Annotated in this window: 20 protein-coding genes; 9 read left to right on the top strand and 11 right to left on the bottom strand. The window is 68.3% G+C overall.

What is annotated here, in order from left to right; translation table 11 throughout:
• Positions 1-103: 103 nt before the first annotated feature.
• From DI276_RS29145 to DI276_RS29135, 3 genes are read right to left on the bottom strand one after another with little or no spacing between them, the layout of a single operon-like run.
• Positions 104-577 (bottom strand): GNAT family N-acetyltransferase, encoded by a 474-nt coding sequence (locus tag DI276_RS29145; protein WP_112269107.1) that lies wholly within the window; start codon positions 575-577, stop codon positions 104-106.
• Complete coding sequence (locus DI276_RS29140; RefSeq protein ID WP_112269105.1) at positions 577-1,173, bottom strand: histidine phosphatase family protein; 597 nt, start codon at positions 1,171-1,173, stop codon at positions 577-579. Before DI276_RS29140 ends, DI276_RS29145 begins: the two co-directional genes overlap by 1 nt.
• 10 nt (positions 1,174-1,183) lie before the next feature.
• The gene (locus DI276_RS29135; RefSeq protein WP_198680971.1) at positions 1,184-1,765 is read right to left on the bottom strand and encodes an RNA-guided endonuclease InsQ/TnpB family protein; all 582 of its coding nucleotides are present in this window, start codon (positions 1,763-1,765) and stop codon (positions 1,184-1,186) included.
• A gap of 401 nt (positions 1,766-2,166) precedes the next feature.
• Here DI276_RS29135 and DI276_RS29130 point away from each other — a divergent pair, with 401 nt between their 5' ends.
• Both DI276_RS29130 and DI276_RS29125 read left to right on the top strand, forming a co-directional pair.
• A complete protein-coding gene (locus tag DI276_RS29130) occupies positions 2,167-2,328 on the top strand; it encodes a hypothetical protein (protein WP_157985018.1) in 162 nt (53 codons plus the stop codon).
• Positions 2,329-2,681: 353 nt separating this feature from the next.
• Positions 2,682-5,333, top strand: coding sequence for an alpha/beta hydrolase family protein (locus tag DI276_RS29125; RefSeq protein ID WP_157985017.1), 2,652 nt, complete (start codon positions 2,682-2,684; stop codon positions 5,331-5,333).
• Between the two features lie 32 nt (positions 5,334-5,365).
• Here the strand turns inward: DI276_RS29125 and fxsT are convergent, their stop codons facing one another.
• The gene (fxsT, locus tag DI276_RS29120) at positions 5,366-7,690 is read right to left on the bottom strand and encodes an FxSxx-COOH system tetratricopeptide repeat protein (RefSeq protein WP_198680970.1); all 2,325 of its coding nucleotides are present in this window, start codon (positions 7,688-7,690) and stop codon (positions 5,366-5,368) included.
• 125 nt (positions 7,691-7,815) lie between these two features.
• Positions 7,816-8,223 carry a superoxide dismutase, Ni gene (sodN, locus tag DI276_RS29115; protein WP_109639268.1) on the bottom strand — a complete coding sequence of 136 codons (408 nt, stop codon included), beginning with the start codon at positions 8,221-8,223 and terminating at the stop codon, positions 7,816-7,818.
• A gap of 94 nt (positions 8,224-8,317) precedes the next feature.
• On the opposite strand from sodN, the gene DI276_RS29110 reads away from it, so the two are divergent.
• The gene (locus DI276_RS29110; RefSeq protein WP_269814310.1) at positions 8,318-8,599 is read left to right on the top strand and encodes a S24 family peptidase; all 282 of its coding nucleotides are present in this window, start codon (positions 8,318-8,320) and stop codon (positions 8,597-8,599) included.
• On the opposite strand, the gene DI276_RS29105 is transcribed toward DI276_RS29110, so the two are convergent.
• The gene (locus DI276_RS29105) at positions 8,589-9,188 is read right to left on the bottom strand and encodes a dTDP-4-dehydrorhamnose 3,5-epimerase family protein (protein ID WP_112269097.1); all 600 of its coding nucleotides are present in this window, start codon (positions 9,186-9,188) and stop codon (positions 8,589-8,591) included. The genes DI276_RS29110 and DI276_RS29105 overlap by 11 nt on opposite strands.
• Positions 9,189-9,520: 332 nt before the next feature.
• Between DI276_RS29105 and DI276_RS29100 the strand changes: the two genes are divergently transcribed.
• Both DI276_RS29100 and DI276_RS29095 read left to right on the top strand, forming a co-directional pair.
• Positions 9,521-10,717: an NAD(P)-dependent malic enzyme gene (locus tag DI276_RS29100; RefSeq protein ID WP_408610586.1), complete on the top strand. Its 1,197-nt coding sequence runs from the start codon at positions 9,521-9,523 to the stop codon at positions 10,715-10,717.
• Between the two features lie 225 nt (positions 10,718-10,942).
• A complete protein-coding gene (locus DI276_RS29095) occupies positions 10,943-14,131 on the top strand; it encodes a bifunctional diguanylate cyclase/phosphodiesterase (protein ID WP_232836989.1) in 3,189 nt (1,062 codons plus the stop codon).
• Here DI276_RS29095 and DI276_RS29090 read toward each other — a convergent pair.
• Complete coding sequence (locus DI276_RS29090; RefSeq protein WP_112269095.1) at positions 14,093-15,643, bottom strand: bis-aminopropyl spermidine synthase family protein; 1,551 nt, start codon at positions 15,641-15,643, stop codon at positions 14,093-14,095. The two genes, DI276_RS29095 and DI276_RS29090, sit on opposite strands and share 39 nt — an antisense overlap.
• A gap of 133 nt (positions 15,644-15,776) precedes the next feature.
• On the opposite strand from DI276_RS29090, the gene DI276_RS29085 reads away from it, so the two are divergent.
• From DI276_RS29085 to DI276_RS29070, 4 genes are read left to right on the top strand one after another with little or no spacing between them, the layout of a single operon-like run.
• A complete protein-coding gene (locus DI276_RS29085; RefSeq protein ID WP_112269093.1) occupies positions 15,777-16,859 on the top strand; it encodes an ABC transporter ATP-binding protein in 1,083 nt (360 codons plus the stop codon).
• Complete coding sequence (locus DI276_RS29080) at positions 16,856-17,494, top strand: ABC transporter permease (protein ID WP_112269091.1); 639 nt, start codon at positions 16,856-16,858, stop codon at positions 17,492-17,494. The genes DI276_RS29085 and DI276_RS29080 overlap by 4 nt, the downstream gene beginning before the upstream one ends.
• Before the next feature lie 4 nt (positions 17,495-17,498).
• Positions 17,499-18,164, top strand: coding sequence for an ABC transporter permease (locus DI276_RS29075; protein ID WP_112269089.1), 666 nt, complete (start codon positions 17,499-17,501; stop codon positions 18,162-18,164).
• Positions 18,161-19,060 carry an ABC transporter substrate-binding protein gene (locus DI276_RS29070; protein ID WP_112269087.1) on the top strand — a complete coding sequence of 300 codons (900 nt, stop codon included), beginning with the start codon at positions 18,161-18,163 and terminating at the stop codon, positions 19,058-19,060. The genes DI276_RS29075 and DI276_RS29070 overlap by 4 nt, the downstream gene beginning before the upstream one ends.
• A 48-nt stretch (positions 19,061-19,108) precedes the next feature.
• Here the strand turns inward: DI276_RS29070 and DI276_RS29065 are convergent, their stop codons facing one another.
• From DI276_RS29065 to DI276_RS29050, 4 genes are all read right to left on the bottom strand, one after another.
• Positions 19,109-20,080: a GNAT family N-acetyltransferase gene (locus tag DI276_RS29065; RefSeq protein ID WP_112269085.1), complete on the bottom strand. Its 972-nt coding sequence runs from the start codon at positions 20,078-20,080 to the stop codon at positions 19,109-19,111.
• 5 nt (positions 20,081-20,085) lie between these two features.
• On the bottom strand, positions 20,086-20,919 hold the full coding sequence (locus tag DI276_RS29060; RefSeq protein ID WP_112269083.1) for a haloalkane dehalogenase: 834 nt from the start codon (positions 20,917-20,919) through the stop codon (positions 20,086-20,088).
• Between the two features lie 9 nt (positions 20,920-20,928).
• A complete protein-coding gene (locus DI276_RS29055) occupies positions 20,929-21,315 on the bottom strand; it encodes a MarR family winged helix-turn-helix transcriptional regulator (RefSeq protein WP_232836988.1) in 387 nt (128 codons plus the stop codon).
• A 78-nt stretch (positions 21,316-21,393) separates the two neighbouring features.
• Entirely contained in the window at positions 21,394-22,182 is a 789-nt protein-coding gene (locus DI276_RS29050; protein WP_112269079.1) for an IclR family transcriptional regulator, read from the bottom strand.
• Between the last annotated feature and the right edge of the window lie 108 nt (positions 22,183-22,290).

Genomic DNA, 22,290 nt, shown 5'->3' with positions numbered 1-22,290 from the left:
CTTTGGTGCCGGAGGATCGGCGAGCGGGGACGCTGCCAGCACCGTGGACCCGTCCTGAGTGGAATTCCCTTTTCGTGAGCCTTTCGAGACCTTCCGTCAACCTTCAGAGTGAAGAACCGAGCTTTTGCAAGGCTTCTTCGGCCACTCGCATCACTGTCCACTCGTCCAAAGGGACGGCACCCAGCGACTTGTAGAAACCGATGCTCGGCTCGTTCCAGTTGAGGACCGACCACTGCAGCCGCGAGTAGCCCTTGGCGACGCACTCCTGGGCGAGTGCGACCAGCAGCTGCTTGCCGAGGCCGCTGCCGCGCTGCTCCGGCGTGACGTAGAGGTCCTCGAGGTAGATGCCGTGCACGCCGTCCCACGTCGAGAAGTTGAGGAACCACAACGCCATCCCGACGACCTGACCGTCCACTTCGGCCACGTGCCCGAACAGCGCGGGGCTCTCGCCGAACAGTGCGGTGTGCAACTGTTCCGAGGTGAGGTGGCACTGCTCCGGCGCACGTTCGTACAGCGCGAGCTCGTGCACCAGCTTGACGACCGCGTCGACGTCGCGCGGCTCCACCCGTCGGATCATCAGATCTCCCAAGCAGGCACGTTGAGCCTGCGCACCTGCGGGTCGCCCCGCTCGTCGCCCAGCTGGCAGGTGCCGGCCGGGTCCAGTCCGAAGTGGACGCCCTGGTCGGGCGCCAGTCCCAGCCACGCCGCGATCAGCACGCGGCTGAAGTGCCCGTGCCCGACCAGCACCACGTCGCCGCCGGGCAGGATCTTGCGCACCTCGCCGAGCACCTTGCGGGCCCGGTCCTGCACCTCGGCGTGCGACTCGCCGCCGGGCATCGGGTGCGTCCACACCGTCCAGCCGGGCACGCGCTCGCGGATCTGCGGCGTGGTGATGCCCTCGTAGTCGCCGTAGTCCCACTCGGCGAGGTCCTCGGTCGTGCCGTTGATCTCCAGGCCGGCCAGTTCCGCAGTTCTGGTCGCACGTTGCCGCGGGCTCGTCAGCACGAGCGCGGGCGCCTGGTCCGTGCCCCGCAGCCGGGCGAGCGTGGCGCCCGCCCGCCGTGCCTGCTGCTCGCCCTCAGGCGTCAGCTCGATGTCAGTGCGTCCCGTGTGCCTGCCGCTCTCGGACCACTCGGTCTGGCCGTGCCGCAGCAGGTAGAGGTGGGTGCTCACCTGTTCGATCCTAAGGATTGAATGCTCCCTGCCCTGCACGGGCTATGTGGGATTTTCGGCTCAGGCTGCCTGTTCGTCCGGCGGACGAACAGGTCTTGTGCCCTTCATCACCGACCGGGTTCAAACCTGCCCGGACCAGCATCACCGCCGCGGAGTTCTTGTCCCTGGGAGACACGGCTCCACACGACGTGCAGGTGTAGGTGCGTTCGGACAACGGCAAAGCGTGCTTGGTTCTCGCACCGCATGCCGCACAGTCCATCGTGGTGTGTTTCGGATCCACCAGCCGCACGTCGCGGCCGTGCTTGCGGGCCATCGTGGATTTCGCCAGGAACTTCGGCCGGAAGTCCTCCACGGCGAGCACGTCATGGTCACGAACCACCCGCTTGGCCCACTTGCGCGCGGTGTCCTGCCGACGCCGGGCGACCTTCTTCTGGACCTTCGCCGCCTGCCGTCTGGCGTGCTTGTACCCCTTCGAACCGGGCCGGCCCTTGGCCGGACGCCGACGGGCCATCATCCGCTGATACCGCGCCAGGCCCTTCGCCGCGGTCGCACGCCAGCCCGTCAGCAGTTGTCCAACTGGGTCGGGCCGCACGTGCGCGGGTCGTCGGGATTCTCGCGGTTGTGCCGATGGGCCTCCCGCGATTGCGCGACGCATTGGTTCCACACCCACCGGCAGCGATCCCACTCCATCAGCAATACCTGACGGGTCGACGACGACAGGCGAAGCCGGTAGGTATACCGGCCCACGCTCATCGAAACCGCCATGCAGGCCACACTGTCGAACAGATGTTCGCCCCTGTCAGGTGCCGCTGGCATCGCGCCACCTGCCAACATCGTTGTCAGCGCGCTGCGAGCCCGGACCACCCTGGCTCCTGCCGGACCACTGATGCCGGTCAGAATTCCTCTGCGGCTTGAAGGCCGGGACGTTCTTCGAAGGACATGGTGACGGGGAGCACGTTTGGGGGAGTCCTCTTCGGAGGTACCCCGCTCGCCATGACCGCCGAGCACCCCGACCACGGCGCCCCCGACGAGGTTGATGCCCAGGAGATCCGCGAGGCCTTCGGGGTTCGCGTCGCGCGCATCCGTGCTGAGCTCACCTCGACGTGGAACAAGCTGCGCCAGAACGAGCGCGACACCGACTCCAGAGGCCAGTGATATTTCGGCCCTGCTCGAAATGTGAGCGGTGGGTGCGCGCTGTCTGCTTCGCTGGGAGGTCCTGTTCGCGGATTTGGGGGTAACGACGTGGGACATGTACTGGATTTCCAGGGGTTGCCGGGTGCCGATGAGGCCGACGGCGTGATGGCTGCCAGCGCGGTGAGCAGCGTTGCCTGGCCCATCACCTCCATCAGCCTCATGCCTGACGAGGGGAATCCCCCGGCGTTCGGCTGAACGGCGTACTACTCACGTCGGGTTGTCGTTTTGTTTGGCGGATTGGCGGCGAACGACGTGCCGAGTGCTCTGCGACGTGGCTAGAACTGAGTGGTATTCCGTTTGAGGGGGTCCCACTCATGCGCCGAATGGTCGCACTTTTGTTACCCGTTGCGCTGGCCGCGGTCCTACCCGCGCTGCCGGCCGCGGCCGCACCGGAACCACCGTCGACACCGGGCTGGTCAGTCGCCGGTGACGTGATCCGGTGGACCGCTGCCACGCCCATGCCGCTGTCGGACGCGGGGGTCGAGTTCTGGGAGGGCGACCGGCTCCTCGGCACCGCCAGGGAGTCGGCCGACCTGCGCACCTTCACGCTCACGGCCGACCTGCGGAACCCGGACGCGCTGCAGGTGCGGTCGGCGGGGAAGCGGCTCGACGTGGCGCCGCCCGCACCGCCCGCGAGTCTGGCCGTGCCGCAGCTGCCCGCGCTGTTGCCCGAGTCGGGGGTCGACCCCGGCAAGCCGGGGCAGTACGCGACGACCAAGGGCGAGTACACGCTCGACCCGGTGCAGCTGCCCGACTACCCGGCAGCGATCGAGATGGACGCCGTCGTCGTCGCGCCCAAGGGTGCGTCCGGCAAGCGGCCGCTGGTGCTGTTCCTGCACGGCAGGCACTTCACCTGCTACAGCCCGACCGGGCAGATCACCGGCAACTGGCCGTGCCCGGCGGGGCTGAAGTCCGTGCCGAGCCACCGCGGCTACCTGAAGGCGCAGGAACTGCTGGCGTCGCAGGGATACGTGACGGTGTCGATCTCCGCCAACGGCATCAACGCGCAGGACGCGGCGACGGTCGACGCGGGCGCGCAGGGGCGTTCGTCGTTGGTGCGCCACCACCTGGCGAAGTGGGCGGACTGGTCCGTCGGCCGTGGCAACGTTCCGGCCGTGGTCAAGTCCGCGCCGGCCGACCTGTCGAAGGTGTTGCTGGTCGGCCACTCGCGCGGTGGCGAGGGCGTCAACCGCGCCGCCACCGACAGCCTCAACCCGCCGCCCGGTGACACCGGGTTCTCCGGTCCGGTGCGCTGGAACATCCGCGGCACCGTGCTGATCGGCCCCACGATCTTCGGCCACAACCCGCAGCCGGACGTGCCGTCCGTGACGTTCCTGCCCGGCTGTGACGGCGACGTGTCCGACCTGCAGGGCCAGATGTTCGTCGACCAGACGCGCGGCGTCTCGCGCGGCGCCGCGTTGCACAGCGCGCTGTACATGGTCGGTGCCAACCACAACTTCTACAACAGCGAATGGACGCCCGGCCAGGCCGAGGCGCCGGCGTTCGACGACTTCTCCCCGGGTGAGCCTGCGGACGCCGTGTGTTCGCCGGGAACCGCCACTCGCCTGACCGCGGACCAGCAGCAGACCGCGGGCGCCACCTACACCGCGGCGTCGGCCCAGCTCTTCCTGGCCCGCGACGAGTCGGTGCTGCCGCTGCTCGACGGCTCCGGCGTCCGCGCCCCGTCCGCCGACCCGGCCCGCGTCTTCGCGCACGCCGTCGGTGGCGACCGCAAGCCGTTCGTCGTGCCTGCCGCAGACACTCAGGTTTCCGGCAGTGCAAGGGTTTGTGCCCAGGTCACCCCGGATCTCGCGGCTTCGTGCGGTACCACCCGCTCGCCACACCTCGTCCGCTTCCGCTTCGCCTCGTCGCAGCCGGAACGCCAGTCGATCGAGCTCAAGTGGACGGCCGCGGGACAGGCGGCCGTGGTGAACCTTGCTGAGCCCGTGTCACTGCACGGCTCGAAGGAACTCGCTCTGCGCCTGGCCGTCCCAGGCAACACACCGGCCGCGCGCTTCAGCGTTTCCATCACCGACCAAAGTGGACAGAAGCGTGCGCTGGGTGCGGTGTCGGTGGCCGGTCTCCCAGCCACCGGGCGCCTCAGTTCGTTGTGGGCTCAGGAAGTTCGCGTGCCGCTGCCTGCAGGCGTCGGCCACGCGACCGCACTGGAACTGGTCCCCGATTCCGACTCCGGCCAGGCGTTGCTGATGGACGCCCACGGCTGGCGCAAGGGCCTGGTCCCGGTCGTGCCCGCACGTCTGGGCCGAGTCGACGCCACCGTGACCCCGGTGGACGAGGGCGACTCCGGCACGGTGACGCACAACGTCGTCGTCACCGCCACCGGCAACGGCACCCGCGCTGTCCGCCTCTTCTACTTCGACGAGCAGAACAACCCGGTCACCAAGCTCGTGACGCTGAAGCCGGGCGAGCACCGCGCGGACGTGCCGATCACCTACACCGCCAACACGAGGTGGGGCGCCGACACCCGCTACCCCATCGGCGTGGTGGCGATCGACAACGCCGTGGTCGGCGCCGCGTTCGGCGGCCTGCTGGTGCGCAACGACGACCCGGTCCCGACGCTCACCGTCACCCCGGTCGCCGACAGCGTTGCCGAGGGCGGCACGTTGCGCTGGAAGCTGACCCTGTCGGAGCCCGCCGATGCGGGCATCGCGCTGGTCGGCCTGCCGGTGGCACCGGGTACCGCCGAACTGTCCACAACAGACGTTCCGGACCACTGGCTCATCCGGAACGGCGGAGTGCAACAGCTGCCCTCGCGGCTGTTGTCCACCAGCGGGCTCCAGGTGTCGGCGTACATCTCGCCGGGGGAGACGAGCACGGAGGTCACGGTGCCGACCGTGGCCGACGCCGAGGCCGAGGGTGAGGAGCAGATCAAGCTGAAGTTCGAGGGGCGCTCGCCCACGGGCATCGGCTTCGAGGTCACCGGCAAGGTGACGAACGCCGCGTAGTACTCAACTACGGTGCCGCTTCTTGGTTCAGTTCAGGGAGCGGCACCGTCCTTGTTCCGTTCGTCGATCTCCCGCGCCTGGTTGAGAAGTTGCTGAGCCTCGCGTGCGTTGCCCAGTTCGACGTGGATGCGGCTGAGGTGCAGCAGACAAGTGGCGACTTCGGGATGGTGCGGTCCGTACGCCTCCTGGTAGATGTCCAGTGCCAGTTCCGCCCGAGGCTTGGCCTCGTCGCTGCGGTGCATGACGCGCAAGGTGACCGCCATGTTGCTCAGAGCCGTCGCAACCCAGGGGTGACGGGCTCCGTACGCGGCCTCCATGACGGCGAGGACCCGCGCGTGCAACTCCAATGCCTCGTCGGGACGGCCCATGGACGTCAGCGTCTGACCGAGGTTGGTCATGCTGATGGCGGTCTGGATGCGGTCGGGGCCGTCGGTGGCCTCACGGATCGCGAGCGACCGTTCGAGCTGTTCTCGTGCCTCGTCGTGGCGTTGCTGGTGTGAGAGGACGTTGCCGAGGTTGTTCAAGGTCGTGGCGACGCGGGCGCTGTTCGGACCGAAGATCGGTTCGTCGATGGCGAGGGCGCGGTTGAACAAGACCTCGGCCTCGGCGGGGAGGTGCTGATCCTTGAGAACGAGTGCGAGGTTGTTCAAGGTGGTGGAGACCTCGACGCTGTTCGGGCCGTGGGCCGCTTCGCTGATCGTGAGGGCTTGTTCGAGCAGCGAGCGCGCCTCGTTGAGCCGGCCTGTGACGCGGAGGAATCTGCCGGCGCGACTCAGCAGGTAAGAGCTGCGCTCGGTGGTTGCTGCGCTTGCGTCGGTGGTGGCGGACAGAATGTGCGGAAGCAGTGCTCGCCAGCGCCCCCAGTTCTCCGGAGCGTCCTCGATGTTGGGGGTTGCTTCTGCCCACAGGAGCGCCTGCACCAACGCGTTCGAGGTTGTTCCGTCGATCTGGCGTGCCTTCAGCGATTGCTGGAGCAGCCGGTGGGCGATGGTCATTTCCCCACTGCCACGTCGCACGAAGAACCAGTCGGCCAGGGCTCCGACCGTCTCCACCCAGTCCAACGGGTCACGGACCGCGTCGGCCAGGGGCTGAGGAAGCTCACCGGGATGCAGGGTGAACAGGTCGAGCGGTACCGGCTCCGGCGCCATCCACGCGAGCAGATCAAGCACCTGGACCGCGGCGGCACTCTGCTCCGCCAGCGCGGCCAGCGACATGTCCCACAGCGTCGTCAACGTCTCATGCCGGTCGATCAACCGCCCACGACCGATGAGATCTGCCGTTCGCTGGCGGAACAGCACGATGTACTCGTCCGCTGGAATGCCAGTGGTCTCCAGGTACGCCGCGGCCTGCTCGATGGCCAGGGGCAGGTCTCCCAGCAGTTCGGCGAGTTCCGCCAGTTGCGCCTGAGGCGCCGTGGGCACACGGCGCCGGAGTAGTGCGATGCTTTCCTCACGATCGAGGACATCCAGGTCCAACACCGTGCCGAGCGCGCTGAACCCGTTGCGCCGCGTGGTGATCACGACCCTGCCCGTGCCGCCGGGGAGGAACGGGCTCAACGCCGCGGGGTCTTCTGCGTTGTCGAACACCAGCAACCACCGCGGACGGACGCGCAGAGCCGCGAGAACCGGTGTGATGGTCGAGGGGTCCACGTCGAGGCCGAGAGCGACGCCAAGCACGGTCAGGTGGTCGGGGATCAACGCTGGCTGTTCGGCGGGGATCCACCACACGATGTCGAAGTCGCTCGCATGACGGTGGGCGTACTCGATTGCCAACTGCGTCTTGCCCACACCACCCATGCCGTGCAACGAGTGCACCGCCACGGTCTGGCCGAATCGCATTCGCTTAAGCGATTCGGCCCGGCCGGTGAAGTTGGGGTTGCGCGGCGGGACGTTCCACACGGCCGGCAGCGCGCCTGGGAAGCCTGGTTTCACCCGACCGGGGAAGCCGGGACGCATTGCCGGCTTCAGCCGCCCTGTCACGGCGCCTTGGACGGCTCGGAGCAGCCGTGCGCGCGCCGTGTCCTCGTCGACGTTGAACAGGTCGTCGCTGACGACTGAGCCCAGCAGTCCCGACCGTTCGCAGTCCTCGATCCGCAGCACCAGCAGCTTGCGGTCCGCACCCGCCGGATCAGTACGGCGTGCGGCCTGCCACTCCATCGTTCCGAACACGGAATCGAGGTAGGCGGTCGACAACACCGCGATCGTGCGTCGAGAACCCTGGACCCCCGCGTGCATGCGCTCGAACCAGTCGGTGCCTGGCACCATGTCCCAGGCCTGAATCAGAACGCGATGTCCCTGATCTTCGAGCTCCCAGGCGATCCACTCAGCCCAGGTCTTGTCGACCCCTGTGTAGGACACGAAGAAGTCCCACGTCTCGTCGCCGGCCACATCAGGTCAAATCGCACGTCGCGTACGCAGGGTTACGCCCAAACGACAAACGGCGTCGCTCCCTGCCCAAGGGAGCGACGCCGTTCAAAGGAAACTCAGCCCTGCTTGGTCTCCCAGAAAATTTTGTCGATCTGCGCGATCAGGTCGAGCAGCGCCTGACCCGACGCCGGGTCCATCGACCCCTTGGTGCCCGCCGCACCCGCGGCCTTGGTGGCGCGGTTGAAGAGGTCGTGCAGCTCGGGGTACTTCTCGAAGTGCGGCGGCTTGAAGTAGTCCGTCCACAGCACCCACAGGTGGTGCTTGACGAGCTCGCTGCGCTGCTCCTTGATCAGGACGGCACGCTCCCGGAACTCCGGGTCCTCGTTCGCCTGGTACTTCTCCTGAACCGCCTTGATCGACTCGGCCTCGATGCGGGCCTGTGCCGGGTCGTAGACGCCGCAGGGCAGGTCGCAGTGCGCGGTGGCTTCGACGCGCGGGCGGAGAATGCGCGACACGAGTCGCATCGTTCCTCCCAGAATGAAAACAGTGGATGCTCCGACAAGAAGGACCCTACTCCGGCTGACCGAAGGGTGATCGTTGAGACCGCGCCTCTCCACCGTGCTCGTCCGTGGTCCGTCGATGGCACCTGCGCTCAAGAACGAAGACATCGTGCTGGTCAGATGGGGTGCGACGCCCAAACCCAACGACGTCGTGCTGGTCCGGTGGGCCAGCAGACCGGGGCAGCTCTCGATCAAGCGTGTCTCTCACCACGTGGACGGCGGGTGGCACGTGGTGGGAGACAACCCGTACGCGAGCACCGACTCCGCGCAACTCGGGCCGGCTGAGGTGGTCGGCGTCGTCAAAGCTCGACTATGGCCGAGACCCAGGCTCAGGCTTTGAGGGACGCGTACAGCGCCAGGCAGTCGTCGTAACGCGGCAGCGCGCCGGCTTCGTACGCCTCGGCGAGTGTCGGCGCCTCCTGGTCCTTCGCCGAGAGCCGGAATTCGAACTCGCGTGGCCATGGCAGGTCCAGCGCCGGGTCGAGCGGCGTCAGGCCGTGCTCGCCGGACGGGTTGAAGGGCGTGGAGCACAGGTAGTTCATGATCGTGTCGTCTTCCAGGGCGATCATCGCGTGGCCCAGGCCCTCGGCGACGTACACGGCGTTGCACTTCGCGGACGACACGAGCACCGCGTCCCACTGGCCGAAGGTGGGGGAGCCGACCCGGATGTCGACGATCACGTCGATGAACGAGCCGCGCGGGCAGAAGACGTACTTCGCCTGGGACGGCGGGACGTCGGCGTAGTGGATGCCGCGGATGGTGCCCGCGCTGGAGACGCTGTGGTTCGTCTGGGCGAGCCGGAGCGGGTGGCCGACCGCCTCGGTGAAGGCGGCTTCCTGGTAGGGCGAGGCGAACACGCCGCGGTCGTCGGGAAATGTCGTGGGGACGAACTCGAACGCGCCGTCAATTTTCAGCGAACTCGCCTGCATCCCGTCACTCTAAGGCGTCAATCTTTCTTGACCGATCGGGTGCTTCCTGCCTGCATAAACCGACCGGTCGGTGCAGAAAACCGGACGGACGTCTTGCTACATGCCCTCTGACCTGCGGAAAAAGTGTGATCCCCGCCGCAGACAGCGCGACGCGACCCTGCCACAATTCCGTCACCCGCAGCACTCGGGCGGTTCTGCGACGCAACTCGTCGGAGGGCATCGACCGAGTTTCCAGGCCCCGTGCACCCGGCGTGACAACGCTGGGCCGGTGCGCCGTTTGGTGATGAGCCCAGTTGGGGCTACTACGCCGCCCGCACCGCAGGAGGGACGCCGTGACAGCAGTGAACGAAGCCCGTACCGAGAACTCCGATCCGACGCAGTTGACGGACGAGGAGATCTTCAACGCGCACCTGGGCGGGAAGCTCGAGGTCGGCGCGACCGCCTCGCTCGCTGACCCGAAAGCGCTGTCCATCGCGTACACCCCTGGTGTCGCACGAGTGAGCAAGGCCATCGCGCAGGACGCGAGCCTCGCCGCCAAGTACACGTGGGCGCACCGCCTGGTCGTCGTCGTGAGCGACGGCACCGCGGTGCTCGGCCTCGGTGACATCGGCCCCAGCGCGTCGCTGCCCGTCATGGAGGGCAAGTCCGCGCTGTTCAAGACGTTCGGCGGCCTCGACTCCATCCCGCTCGTGCTCAACACGACGGACGTGGACGAGATCGTCGAGACCCTGGTCCGGCTGCGCCCGTCGTTCGGCGCGGTCAACCTCGAGGACGTGGCGGCGCCGCGCTGCTTCGAGCTCGAGCAGAAGCTGATCGAGGCGCTCGACTGCCCGGTCATGCACGACGACCAGCACGGCACGGCCGTCGTGTCGCTCGCCGCGCTCAACGGCGCGAACACGGTGCTCGGCAAGAAGGTGAATGACCAGCGGGTGGTCATCTCCGGTGCGGGCGCCGCGGGCATCGCGATCGCCAAGATCCTGCTCGCCGCCGGCGTCGGCGAGGTCACGCTGCTCGACTCGCGCGGCATCGTCCGCACCGGCCGGGCCGGGCTCAACCCGATCAAGGAAGAGATCGCGGCGGTCACCAACCAGAGCAACCTCGACGGCGGCATCGACGTGGCTCTGCGCGGCGCGGACGTCTTCATCGGCGTGTCGTCGTCGAAGGTGTCCGAGGAGCTGATCGCGAGCATGGCGAACGACTCGATCGTGTTCGCACTGTCCAACCCGGACCCCGAGGTGCACCCGGAAGTCGCCGCCAGGCACGCCGCCATCGTGGCGACCGGCCGCAGCGACTTCCCGAACCAGATCAACAACGTGCTCGCGTTCCCCGGCATTTTCCGCGGGGCGCTCGACGCGGGTGCGCGGCGGATCACCGAAGGCATGAAGCTCGCGGCCGCGGATGCCATTCTGGCCGTTGCGAAAGATGATTTGGGGCCAGACCGAATTGTTCCGTCCGCACTGGACCCGCGCGTCGGACCCGAGGTCGCAGCCGCTGTGGCGGTCGCGGCGAAGGCCGACGGGGTCGCCTGAGCCGGCCCGAACATTTGCCACCCTTTTGCAAGTCGGTGGGTACCGGAACCACGAACGTGGCTTTTCGTTAACCCGGCAAGGGGTGGGCGATGACGCTCTGAAGCGCTACCGTCCCTCTCCTCGGGTGTTCACCCGAGGAGAGGGTTCGTGTTTGCCGCCGTTCGGGTGCCGTTGTCGTGCCCACCCGAATTGCCGCGGGCGGCGGATGCGGGAGAGGGTGGGCCGGTGCCCAAGTGGGTAGGACGCGCGACGGTGGTGAACGGCCGTGCACGGACGGCTGTGTCGGCTTCAGGGCCGGCTGCAGGCAAGCCACCGGTGACGCTGGACGGCTTGACCCTGCCCGACGCACCGTCGTTGCTCGTCGACGCCAAGGGCGTCGTCATGCAGGCGAACCCGGCCGCCGTCGAGCTGGCCGGCGTCCAGGGAGCCGACGACCTCGTCGGGCACCCGCTGAGCCAGCTGCTCCTCGGCAACCAGTCCGACCTGCGGTTGTCGCGCGGTGACGGCAGCGAACTGCCGGTGCGCGTGGCCAGGAACGCCGTTCCCGGCACGGGCCTGCAGGCCGTCCTGCTGATCGACGTCTCCGATCTCTCCGCCGCCGCGGACGCGTTGCGCGACGAACAGCGCCGGCTGCGCAAGGTCCAGCGGGTCGCGGAGCTGGGCTCGTGGGAGTACGACCCGGAAAGCGGTCTCACGATCTGGTCGGACACCCACTACGAACTTCTCGGCGTCGAACGCGGCGCCGTCGTGCCGGGCGCGCAGGCCGTCCTCGACGTGGTGCACCCCGACGACTACGACATGGTCGAGTCGTACTGGCAGGGCCGCGAGATCACCGGCGACCCGATCGACATCGAGTACCGGATCGTCCGCCCGGACGGCCAGCTGCGGTGGATCCGCGGCGTCGCCGAGGCGAGGCTGCTCGACGACGGCCAGCTGGACAAGATCACCGGCTACATCCGCGACATCACCGAGTCCAAGCGCGCGGCCACCGAGCTCGCGCAGGAACGCGCGCGGCTGCTCGAAGCCCAGCGCATCGCCCGCATCGGCAGCTGGGCCTACGAGACCGGCACGCGCGCCGTGCACCGCAGCGAAGTGCTCATGGAGATGTACGCCGAGCTGGGCATGACCCCGGACGACGACCTCCTGAGCGGCGTGCACCCGGACGACCGCGAAGCCGTCAAGGCGCTGCGGCACGAGTTGCTGCACACCCGTGACGACGCTCCGGTCGAGGTCGAGGTCCGCAGCGAGCTCCGCGAGCGCGTCTACGTCTGCCGCGCCCGCGCCGAGTTCTCGGCCTCCGGCCGGGTGGAGCGCTACCACGGCACCATCCAGGACGTCACCGAAGCACGTGCGCTGGAACGCCAGATGCGCGAGGACCGCCGAAGACTGGCGGACGCGCAGCAGGCCGCGCGCCTCGGCATGTGGGAGTGGAACCCGGCGACGGGCGACGTCGTGTGGTCGGACATGCTCCGCGAGCTCTACGGCATCCCCGCCGACGTCGTGGGCACCTACGAGACGTACCTCGACCTCGTGCACCCCGAAGACCGCGGCTGGGTCGACGATCTGTGGCGCCAGCTGGCCGTGGACGAGATCGCCGTGCAGTGCGAGCACCGCGTGGTGCGCCGCGACGGTTCCATGCGGATCTTCCGCTGCCACGGCATGATCGTTCGTGACCCGCGGGGCAACCAGCTGGCCGTCGGCACTGCCCAGGACGTCACCGAGCAGCGCGCCGCCGAGGCCCGCATGAAGCGTTCGTCGCAGCGCTTCACGGACCTCGTGTCCGTCACGCCGGTCGGCATCGGGCTCTTCGACGAGGGTGAGCGCCTGGTCGACGCCAACGACGCGTTGTGCGACCTGCTGGGCATGGAGCTGGAACAGCTGCGCGGCATGACCGCCGAGCAGCTCACCCACCCCGAGGACACCTCGCCGGGCCTGCAGTGGGCCGCCGAGCGCACGCAGAAGATCCCGCAGCGCATCCTCGTGCGTCCCGACGGCGAGAAGGTCTACTGCGAGCTGCACATCGCGCTGTCCGTGCAGGACGACGGCCGCCGGTTCTGGCTGATCGTGTTCCTCGACATCACCGAACGTCGTCGCACCGCCGAGGCGTTGCGGCACCAGGCGACGCACGACGAGCTGACCGGCCTGCCGAACCGCGCGCTGGTCAAGGAGATGCTCGGCAAGCTGCTGGACGGCCCCGGCCGGTCCAAGGTCGCCGTGTTCTTCTGCGACATCGACAACTTCAAGCGCGTCAACGACTCTCTCGGCCACGACGCGGGCGACGAGCTGCTCGTGGCTCTTGCTCGCCGGTTGGAGGGCGGCCTGCCCGACGGCTGCACCGCCGCGCGACTGTCCGGCGACGAGTACGTGATCATCTGCGAGGACATCGACTCGGTCGGTGGCGTCGACGCTCTTGCCACGCGGGTCGCTTCTCTGTTGAGAACTGCCGTTCCGGTGCACGGGCAGCTGGTCCGGGTCTCCGCCTCGATCGGCGCCGCTGTTCCCAACGGTTCGCGGGCCAACGGCGCGGATTTGCTGCGGTTCGCTGACGCGGCGATGTTCGAGGCGAAGCGCAACGGTGCCGGGCGGGTTTCGTTGGCCTCGGCCGCGTTGATCGCCTCCGCAGACCGCCAGGTGCACCTCGAAGGCCAGCTGCGCGACGCCCTGCAGCACGACGGTCTGGCGTTGCACTTCCAGCCGGTCGTGGGCGTCGACGGCGCCGTGCTGACCGCCGAAGCCCTGGTGCGCTGGCCACACCCGGACCGCGGTTTGCTGCCGCCAGACGTCTTCCTGCCCGTCGCCGAGCAGGGCGACCTGATGCGCGAGCTGGACCGCTGGGTTCTGCGAACGGCTCTTCGTGAGGCCGCCACCTGGCCCGCCCCCGACGGCCGGCCGGTGTCGGTGGCGGTGAACCTCGCGGGCCTGGTGCCGGGCGATCCCGAGTTCGTCGACATCGTGTCGACCGCGATCCTGGAGTCCGGCGTCCCGTGGGAACGGGTGGTGCTGGAACTCGTCGAGACCGCATTCGTCGACCTGCCCTCGCGTGTCCGCCAGTCGATGGACGAACTGGTGCAGCGCGGCGTGCAGTTCGCCGTCGACGACTTCGGCACCGGCTACTCGTCGCTGGCCCGCCTGAAGGACCTGCCGGCGCAGATCATCAAGGTGGACCGCCGCTTCGTTTCCGGCGTGGGCAACGACTCCTCGGACTTCGCCGTGGCCCGCGCCGTCGTGGACATGGCGCGGGCGATGGGACGCAAGTGCGTGGCCGAGGGCGTGGAGACGGCGACGCAGTTCCACGTGCTGCGCGGTGTCGGCGTGGACGCGTACCAGGGCTGGCTGTTCTCGCGTCCGGTGCCGCCCAAGGAGTTCCGCGCGGTGCTAGCCCTCGGGCCGCTCCACATACCGCGCGCTGGCTGAGATCTCCGGCAACAGCGCCGCGATCCGGTGCTTGGGCAGATCGATCAACCGCAGTTCGAGGTCGTCGGACGCCACGTCGGCGTTGTCGACGATCTCCGCGGCCTGCTTCTTCGTGAGCACGCCCTGCGACGCGGTGATCAACGCCTCACGCCACACGTTGCGCAGCTTGCCGTGCGCCTTCATGAGCACCTCGCGAATCGCGCGGTCGCCCAGTGACAGTGTCCCTGTCAAAACCTGGTCGGCGACGACGATCGTCGTCTTGCCATCTGGGTTGTTGCGCAGGAACTTCAGCTTGAACCGGGTCTGCACCAGCTCCTGCAGTTCCTTCTGCCCGGCCTCCGACGACACGGCCGGATGGTTGTTCGGCACCAAGCAAGCCAACCGAGCCGGCGACGAAGCCAGCAAGGTGCGCAGCAACCACGGCCCTGGATCCGCCGACAGGTCAACGGCCAGCGACGCCGCGCCCTTGCCGACGGGCTCGGTCCACCCGGCCTGGCGCGGCTTCGGCGGCGGCGAGGACTCCGGTCGCGGCGCCAGGTCCGACAAAGCGGCGAGGGCTTCCTTCGACGGTCCGGAAGACTCCACGGACTGCGCGCCGTGCGTGTAGATCCGCGTGCCACCGGACACCGCACGCCGCCCAGTGGGCCGGCAAACGTACAAATCGGCGGCAGATCCGATGGCTTGAGCGCCGTCGAACCGGTGGAACGCGGGCAGGATCGCCTCGAACACCAGCCCGAGCTTCTGCAACTCCTGCTGCACCTTCAACCCCAGCGCGGGTGTCCGGTCGGAGAACCCGTAGGCCAGCAGCACCCGTCCGTCGGCCACGTCGTTGAGCGCCTCGACCGCACGCCCGGCGAAGAGCCCCATGCCTTCGGGCGTGTAGGGCGGGTCGCTGAAGACGAGGTCCACCGACTCGATCACGGACGTGGGCAGCCCGAAACGCATGTCGCAGTGCAACGTCCGGATGTTCAAGCCCCGCGCGGCAGCCCGTGCGTCGATGAACTCCAGCAGCCGCTCGTCCAGGTCCACGACCGTGATCGACACGTTGGGATTCACGGCGGCGACGGCCAGTGAGGTCAGGTCGTGGTCGCCGAGGCAGAGCAAACGCTTGCCTGCCAGGTCGTAGACGGAATCCAGCCACACCGCGCGGTTCAGGGCGGTCTCGGCCGTCGCCTGCACGTGGTCCAACGAGGACAACGGCGGCGGCACGTCGGCGATGTCGACGAGGATCTGGCGCAGCACGTCGGTGTGGTCGCGGACGCCCGAAATGCCGAACGCGTCCCGGTAGGCAGCGACTTTGCCGGGCGCGATGCGGTAACGATCGTTTGAAGATTCGATGTCGTCGCCGAGGGCTTTCAGCAGGTCCTGGACCGTGCGGCGGGGCACAGCAGGTAGGCGCACGAGTTCGGCGAGCGGGTGCCAGTCCTCGCTGAGCAGGGACAACACCTCGCGGAGCTTGCGGGCGTGCAGCCCGCGCTCCGCCACCTTCTGGCGAACCTGGTCGATCGTCACAAGCGGTAAACCATACGGCCTGTCACATCATGGAACGCTGTGCCGGGGTACGCCGAACGAGTTAAGGTCACAGGGATCTGCATCCAGGGCGGTCCGAATCGGGGAGACCGTCACGACCGGAGGGATCCGAAGGGTGATCGAGTTCCGGGCCGTCACCAAGCGGTTCGAGGACGGGACCATCGCTGTCGACGAGCTCGACCTCACGGTCGAGGCGGGCACCATCACGGTGTTCGTCGGTCCTTCCGGCTGCGGCAAGACGACGTCCCTGCGCATGGTCAACCGCATGATCGACCCCACGTCGGGCACGATCCTGGTGGACGGCAAGGACGTCCTGACCGTGGATCCGCCGACTCTCCGGCGTGGCATCGGCTATGTGATCCAGCAGGCGGGGCTGTTCCCGCATCGGACGGTGCTGGACAACGTCGCCACGGTGCCGCTGCTGTCCGGTTGGGACAGACGCAAGGCGCGCACCCGTGCCGCGGAACTGCTGGAGATCGTCGGGCTCGACCCGGCGTTCGGCAAGCGGTATCCGGCGCAGTTGAGTGGCGGTCAGCAGCAGCGTGTGGGGGTTGCCCGTGCGCTCGCGGCGGATCCGCCGGTGCTGTTGATGGACGAGCCGTTCAGCGCGGTCGATCCGGTGGTCAGGGAGGACCTGCAGAACGAACTCCTTCGCCTGCAAGCGGAACTCGACAAGACGATCGTGTTCGTCACGCACGACATCGACGAGGCGTTGAAGCTCGGCGAGCGCGTCGCGGTGTTCCAGACGGGCGGGCACCTCGCGCAGTACGCGCGGCCGACCGAGCTGCTGGCCGCGCCCGCCAACGACTTCGTGGCGTCGTTCGTCGGCAGGGACCGCGGCTACCGCACGCTGACGTTCCTGCACGCCGACGTGCCGGTGCACCCCATCACCACGGCCAAGCTCGGGCAGCGCATCACGGTCACCGACTGGACTCTCGTCGTCGACGACGCGAACCGGCCGAAGGGCTGGCTGTCCGGTGTGGACGGTGAGGTCGAGATCAGCGAGCAGGACCTGATCTCGGGCGGCTCGCTCTACGACGGCTCCACGCTCAGGGGTGCGCTCGACGCGGCGCTCAGCTCGCCGTCCGCGCTCGGTGTGGTGGTCGACGACGCCGGCGCGGTGACCGGTGTGGTCAAGGCGGATGACGTGATCAAGGCGCTCGCGAAGGCCCGCGCGGCGGGTGAGGTCCCGAAGTGACCTGGATTTTCGAGAACTGGGAAAGGTTCTGGGAAGTCACCGAGGTGCACCTCCGGCTCTCCGTCGTGCCGGTCGTGATCGGGTTTCTGCTGTCCATCCCGCTGGGGTGGGTGGCGAGCCGGTCGAACACGGCGCGCGCGATCCTCTTCCCGCTCGCCAACATCCTGTTCACGATCCCGTCCATCGCGCTGATCGTGATCACCCCGGTGCTGATCGGCGTGAAGATCCTCGACGAGATCAACGTCGTCGTGCCGCTGGTGATCTACACGGTCGCGCTGATGGTCCGCTCGGTCGCCGACGCGCTGTCGGCGGTGCCCGGGCACGTCACGGCCGCGGCGAACGCGATGGGGTTCCGGCCGTTGCGGCGTTTCCTCACCGTCGACTTCCCGCTGGCGCTGCCCGTGACAATCGCCGGTCTGCGGGTCGCGACGGTGTCGAACATCAGCATGGTGAGCGTCGGCGCGCTCGTCGGACTCGGCGGCTACGGCCAGCTCTTCACCGAGGGATACCAGACGGACCACACCGACAAGGTCCTCGCGGGCCTCATCGGGACGATCGTGCTCGCGGCGCTCGCGGACGGTTTGCTGTTGCTGATCGGACGGCTGCTCACGCCGTGGACGAGGGCGGGGAGGTGAGCTGATGGGCGACTGGCTCTTCGACCCCGCGCACTGGTCCGGCACGACCGGCATTCCGGTGCGGCTGCTGGAACATCTCGGCTACACGCTGCTGACGTTGCTGATCGCCGCGGTGATCGCGATCCCGCTCGGCGCGTTCGTCGGCCACACCGGCAAGGGCGGGTTCCTGGTCGTCGGACTCTCGAACGTGCTGCGCGCCCTGCCGACCACGGCCGTGCTGATCCTCGTCGTGCTGTGGGCCGGCCTCGGCGACTTCCCGGTCTACGTGGCGCTGGTGCTGCTGGCGATCCCGCCGATCATGGCGGGCACCTACGCGGGCATCCGCGCGGTCGACCCGGTGACGGTCGACGCGGCCAGGGGTGTCGGCATGCGCGAGTCGGGCGTGCTGCTGAACGTGGAGATCCCGAACGCGCTTCCGTTGATCTACGGCGGTTTCCGCGGCGCCGCGCTGCAGGTCGTCGCGACCGCCACCATCGCCGCCTACACCGGCGCCGGTGGTCTCGGCAGGCTCGTCTTCGACGGCCTCGCCCTGCAGGAGTTCGGACAGATGCTCGCCGGCGCGGTGCTCGTGGCACTGCTCGCCGTTCTCGTCGACCTGGGGTTCGCCGGCCTGCAACGGCTGACGGTCTCGCCAGGGCTGCGTCCAGTGGGAACCGGAGGAAAGAGATGAAGCGCATCGCCACAGCCCTCGCTGCGGTAATGGTTTTGTCGGCGTGCGGTGGTGACCCGCTGTCGAACGGCGGCGGCAACAACCCGGCCCCGACGGACACCATCGTCGTGGGCTCCGGGAACTTCCCGGAGTCGCGCCTGCTCGCCGAGATCTACGCGGAAGCGTTGGCCGGCAAGGGGATCAAGGTCTCCAAGAAGATGAACATCGGCAACCGCGAGCTGTACTTCAAGGGCGTGCAGGACGGCTCGATCGACCTGATCCCCGAGTACACCGGCGTGCTGCTCAAGCACGTCAACAAAGAGGCGACCGAGGTCGGCTCCGAGGAGGTATACGCGGCGCTGCAGAAGGCGCTGCCGAAGGGCCTCATCGTGCTCGAGAAGTCCTCCGCGGAGGACAAGGATGCGGTCGTCGTCACCAAGCAGACCGCCGCGCAGTACAGCCTCAAGACGCTCGAGGACCTCGTGCCGTACTGCAAGGACTTCGTTTTCGGTGGCCCGCCGGAGTTCCAGAACCGCCCGGACGGCCTGGCCGGTCTGAAGGCCAAGTACAACTGCGAGTTCAAGGAGTTCAAGGCGCTCGACGTCGGCGGCCCGCTGACCGTCGCGGGCCTCAAGGACAACACCGTGCAGGCGGCCGACCTGTTCACGACGGACTCCGCCATCAAGGCCAACGAGTTCGTGGTGCTGGAAGATCCGAGGAACGTCTTCGCCGCGGAGAACGTGTTGCCGCTGATCAACGAGAAGAAGGCGTCGCAGCAGGTCCGCGACACCCTCAACGCCATCTCGAAGAAGCTCGACACGAAGGTCTTGCTGGAGCTGAACCAGAAGCTCGCGGCGCCGGACAAGCCGGAGCCCGAGAAGGTCGCCAAGGAGTGGCTGGCCTCCGCGGGCATCTGATCTCGGCGGAATGGGGCGGGCACCTGCGGGTGTTCGCCCCATTCCGTTTCACAGCTTCAGATCGGCGACGCGTGCGCTGAGGTCGACAGTGACGAGTCGGTCGGTGTAGCCGAGCGAGTGGTTGATCCGCCGCATGTGCTCGTTGGTGCTGTCCGTCTCCGTCTCGACGATTTCGATGCCGGTCAGCCCGCGGAGCAGCTGCGCCTTGATCAAACGGCCGAGGCCCTTGCCGCGATGGGCGGAAAGCACGCCGGTGTGCCGTTGGTGGCCTACCGAAGGTCGTGCGAGAGACCGGTGCATGACCGTCACCCCGGCGGCCTCGTCGCCATGCAGCGCGAGGACGACCCACACGTCGACACCGCCGGCCAACAGCTCGTCTTCTTCCTGTCGCACCCGTTCTCGCGAGTACGTGAACGGGTTGACCGACCTGTCGCCCAGAGGCTGGTCGTTCATCGCGCTGAGGGCGTCGACATAGGCATCGAGCAAGTCGTCCGGTGCTCGCCCGGTCCACTGCGCCAGGCGGTACCCGGACGGGACCTCGCCCACCTCGGGCAGCGGGTCGGTGAGCACAAGATCTTGCAGGGTGAGCGCGTTGGCCACGGCGAAACCACGCCTGAGGGCCCACTGCTCGCCCGCGCCGCCTCCGGGAACCCACGAGGCTTCCGCTGTTTCCCGGTTGGCGAGCCGCAGCCCGAAGCAGAGCAGGCTGCTGCCGACACCCCGGCCCCGCCACCGCTCGTTCACCACCACGACGCCCGTGACGAGGTGCGTGTTCTCGGTCGCGGGCAGGTAGCCGCTCGCGTACCCGATGATGAGCCCGTTGTCCCGCGCGACTGCGAACCGCGGGAGGCCCCAGTGGACGTCGGGCACCCGGAGTCGTTGCACCCACCCGTTGAAGTCCGGCAGCTCACGTGCCGGCATGGCGGTCGTCCACCAGACCACCTGAAGGTCGAACAGGGCACGCAGGTCGGCTTCGGTCGCACTGGCGAGGTCGAGTTCCTCGACGTCGATTTCCCCCATGCACGCTATGCAACCAGGGAGTGGCGCTCCGTCCAAGCAGCGATCTCCGCCGCGATCTCCTTCGGCCGGTCCTCCTGCGCGTGATGGCCGGCCTCGCCAACGGCGACGATCTCCAGCGCGGCGATGTTGTCCGCGCACCAGGCCTGGAGCTCCGGCCCGATCAGCAACGTCGGCGAGCCTTCGAAGGTCATCAGCAGCTTCGGCACCTCCGAAGAAGCACCGAGCCACGCGTCGTAGGCCTCGATGCGCGGGATCAACTCGGCCGGCGAGCCGTCGAACGGCATTTGCCGCGCCCACGCGAGCACCGGACGTCGGCTCAAGGCATCCGGGAACGGTGCCAGGTACACCGCCATGTTCTCGTCCGAAACAGGCGTCCGCACGCCACCCGTGTACGCCTGGCGCACGAACCCGTCGTCGTCCAGCGCTTCGGTGGTGCGGAACCTGCGCACCCGTTCCTGCGCGGGCAGTGGCAGCTCCGAGCCGGTCATCGGCTTCACGATCGTCTCGAAGAAGGCGATCCCGGCAACGCGTGAGGGGTGGCGCGCGGCCCAGTCGAACGCCAGCGCGCCGCCCCAGTCGTGGCCGACGAGCACCACCCGATCCAGGCCGAGAGCGTCGAACCACGTGTCGAGGTAGCGGGCGTGGTCGGCGAACGAGTAGGAGATGTCCGGCTTGCCCGAGCGGCCCATGCCGATCAGATCTGGAGCCAGGCCGCCTAACTCCGGCAGCACGTTGCGCCAGATGTGCGACGAGGCGGGGTTGCCGTGCAGGAACACGAACGGCGCGGAGCCGGACGCTTCGTAGTGCATGGTCGAGTCGAGGACGGGAACAACAGGCATGGGAACTCCTCAGAGGGGGACGTCGAGCAGCGCGGTCAGCTCGCGGGAAAAGGCCGTCGTGCGGTCGCCGGACCGTCCGCCCAGGGGCTCGAGAAGGCGGTCCAGCAGGGCAGCCACGACTTCGATGGCGGGGACGACGACCGAGCGGCCGTGATCGGTCAGTGTCAGGCGAACGGTTCGTGTGTCGACCGCGTCGCGTGTGCGCTCGATCAGCCCCGAGGATTCGAGCGCGCGCGCCAGCTTCGAGACGTACAGCGGTTCGAGCCCCGTGAAGTCGGCGAGCTCGCGCTGCGAAGGTGGCTGGTCGATGGCGGTCAGCGACGCCAGCACGACGTACTGCGCGTGTGTCAGCCCGAGGGGGTCCAACGCGCGGTCAACGGCGGTCCGCCACTTCATCGCCAGGCGCCACACGAGATGGCCAGGTCCTGCACTGCTCATGGCAGATACAGTACATGGCTACTATGTACATGGCTTCTAATTGGCGGGAGCTGCGTGACCGCCGATCCGTGAAGTGAGCTCCTCGGCCGCCTTCCGCACCTCTTTGGCCAGCTCGGGCCACGTCTGACCGCAGGGTGTGTCGCAGACGTGCCGGAACGTCAGCGTGATGGCCGCGATCGGTCGCTCGCCGTGGTCGAACACCGGTGCGGCCACCGACGCGAAGCCCACGGTCACGAACCCGTCCTCGACCGACCAGCCCTGCCGGCGTTCCGCGGTCAGCAGCCGGCGCAACGCGGGCAGGTTGTGCGGGCCGCGCCCGGTCCGGTCGACGAACGACGCGACGGACGGGAACAACGCCCTGACCTGGGCTGGAGGGGCGTGTGCCAGCATCGCGCGGCCAGATGCCGTCAGATGCGCGGGCAGGCGCACGCCGACGTCGGACACGATCGTCTGCGGCTGCCGCGGCTGTTCGCGCACCAGGTACAGGGCCTCGGCGCCGTGCAGAACGCCCAGATGGGCGACCTTCTCCATCCGGTCGGCGAGCTTGCGCAGCAGCGGCCGGGCCAGCCGTTCCAGCGGGTCGTGCCGCAGATACGCGGACCCCAGCTCGAAGGAGGCGACGCCAAGGCCGTACCGCTTTTCCTCGGGGAAGTGCGTCGCGAAGCCGGCCTCGGTCAGCTCCGACAGCAGGTGATAGGTCGTTGACCTGGGCAGATTCAGCTCGCGCGCCACCGACGCCGCGGAGACGGGACCTGGTCTGCCCGCCAGCAGCCGGAGGACCGCGAGCCCTCTCCGCAGCGCGGGAACGTCACTGCTGCTGCCCACAACAGTGATTTTCCCACGTGATGCAGCCCACGCCGTTCGTCCATCAGTGCACACTCAACAGAACAGGCGCCAGGTGCGTCTGAGGGGTGTGACGGTTTTGAAGGGGGT

Origin of the sequence: Lentzea terrae (assembly GCF_003265345.1) — a bacterium.
GTDB lineage: Bacteria > Actinomycetota > Actinomycetes > Mycobacteriales > Pseudonocardiaceae > Lentzea > Lentzea terrae.
The sequence above is the reverse complement of the archived record's forward strand: the minus strand, read 5'-3'. Positions and strand labels throughout refer to the sequence as shown.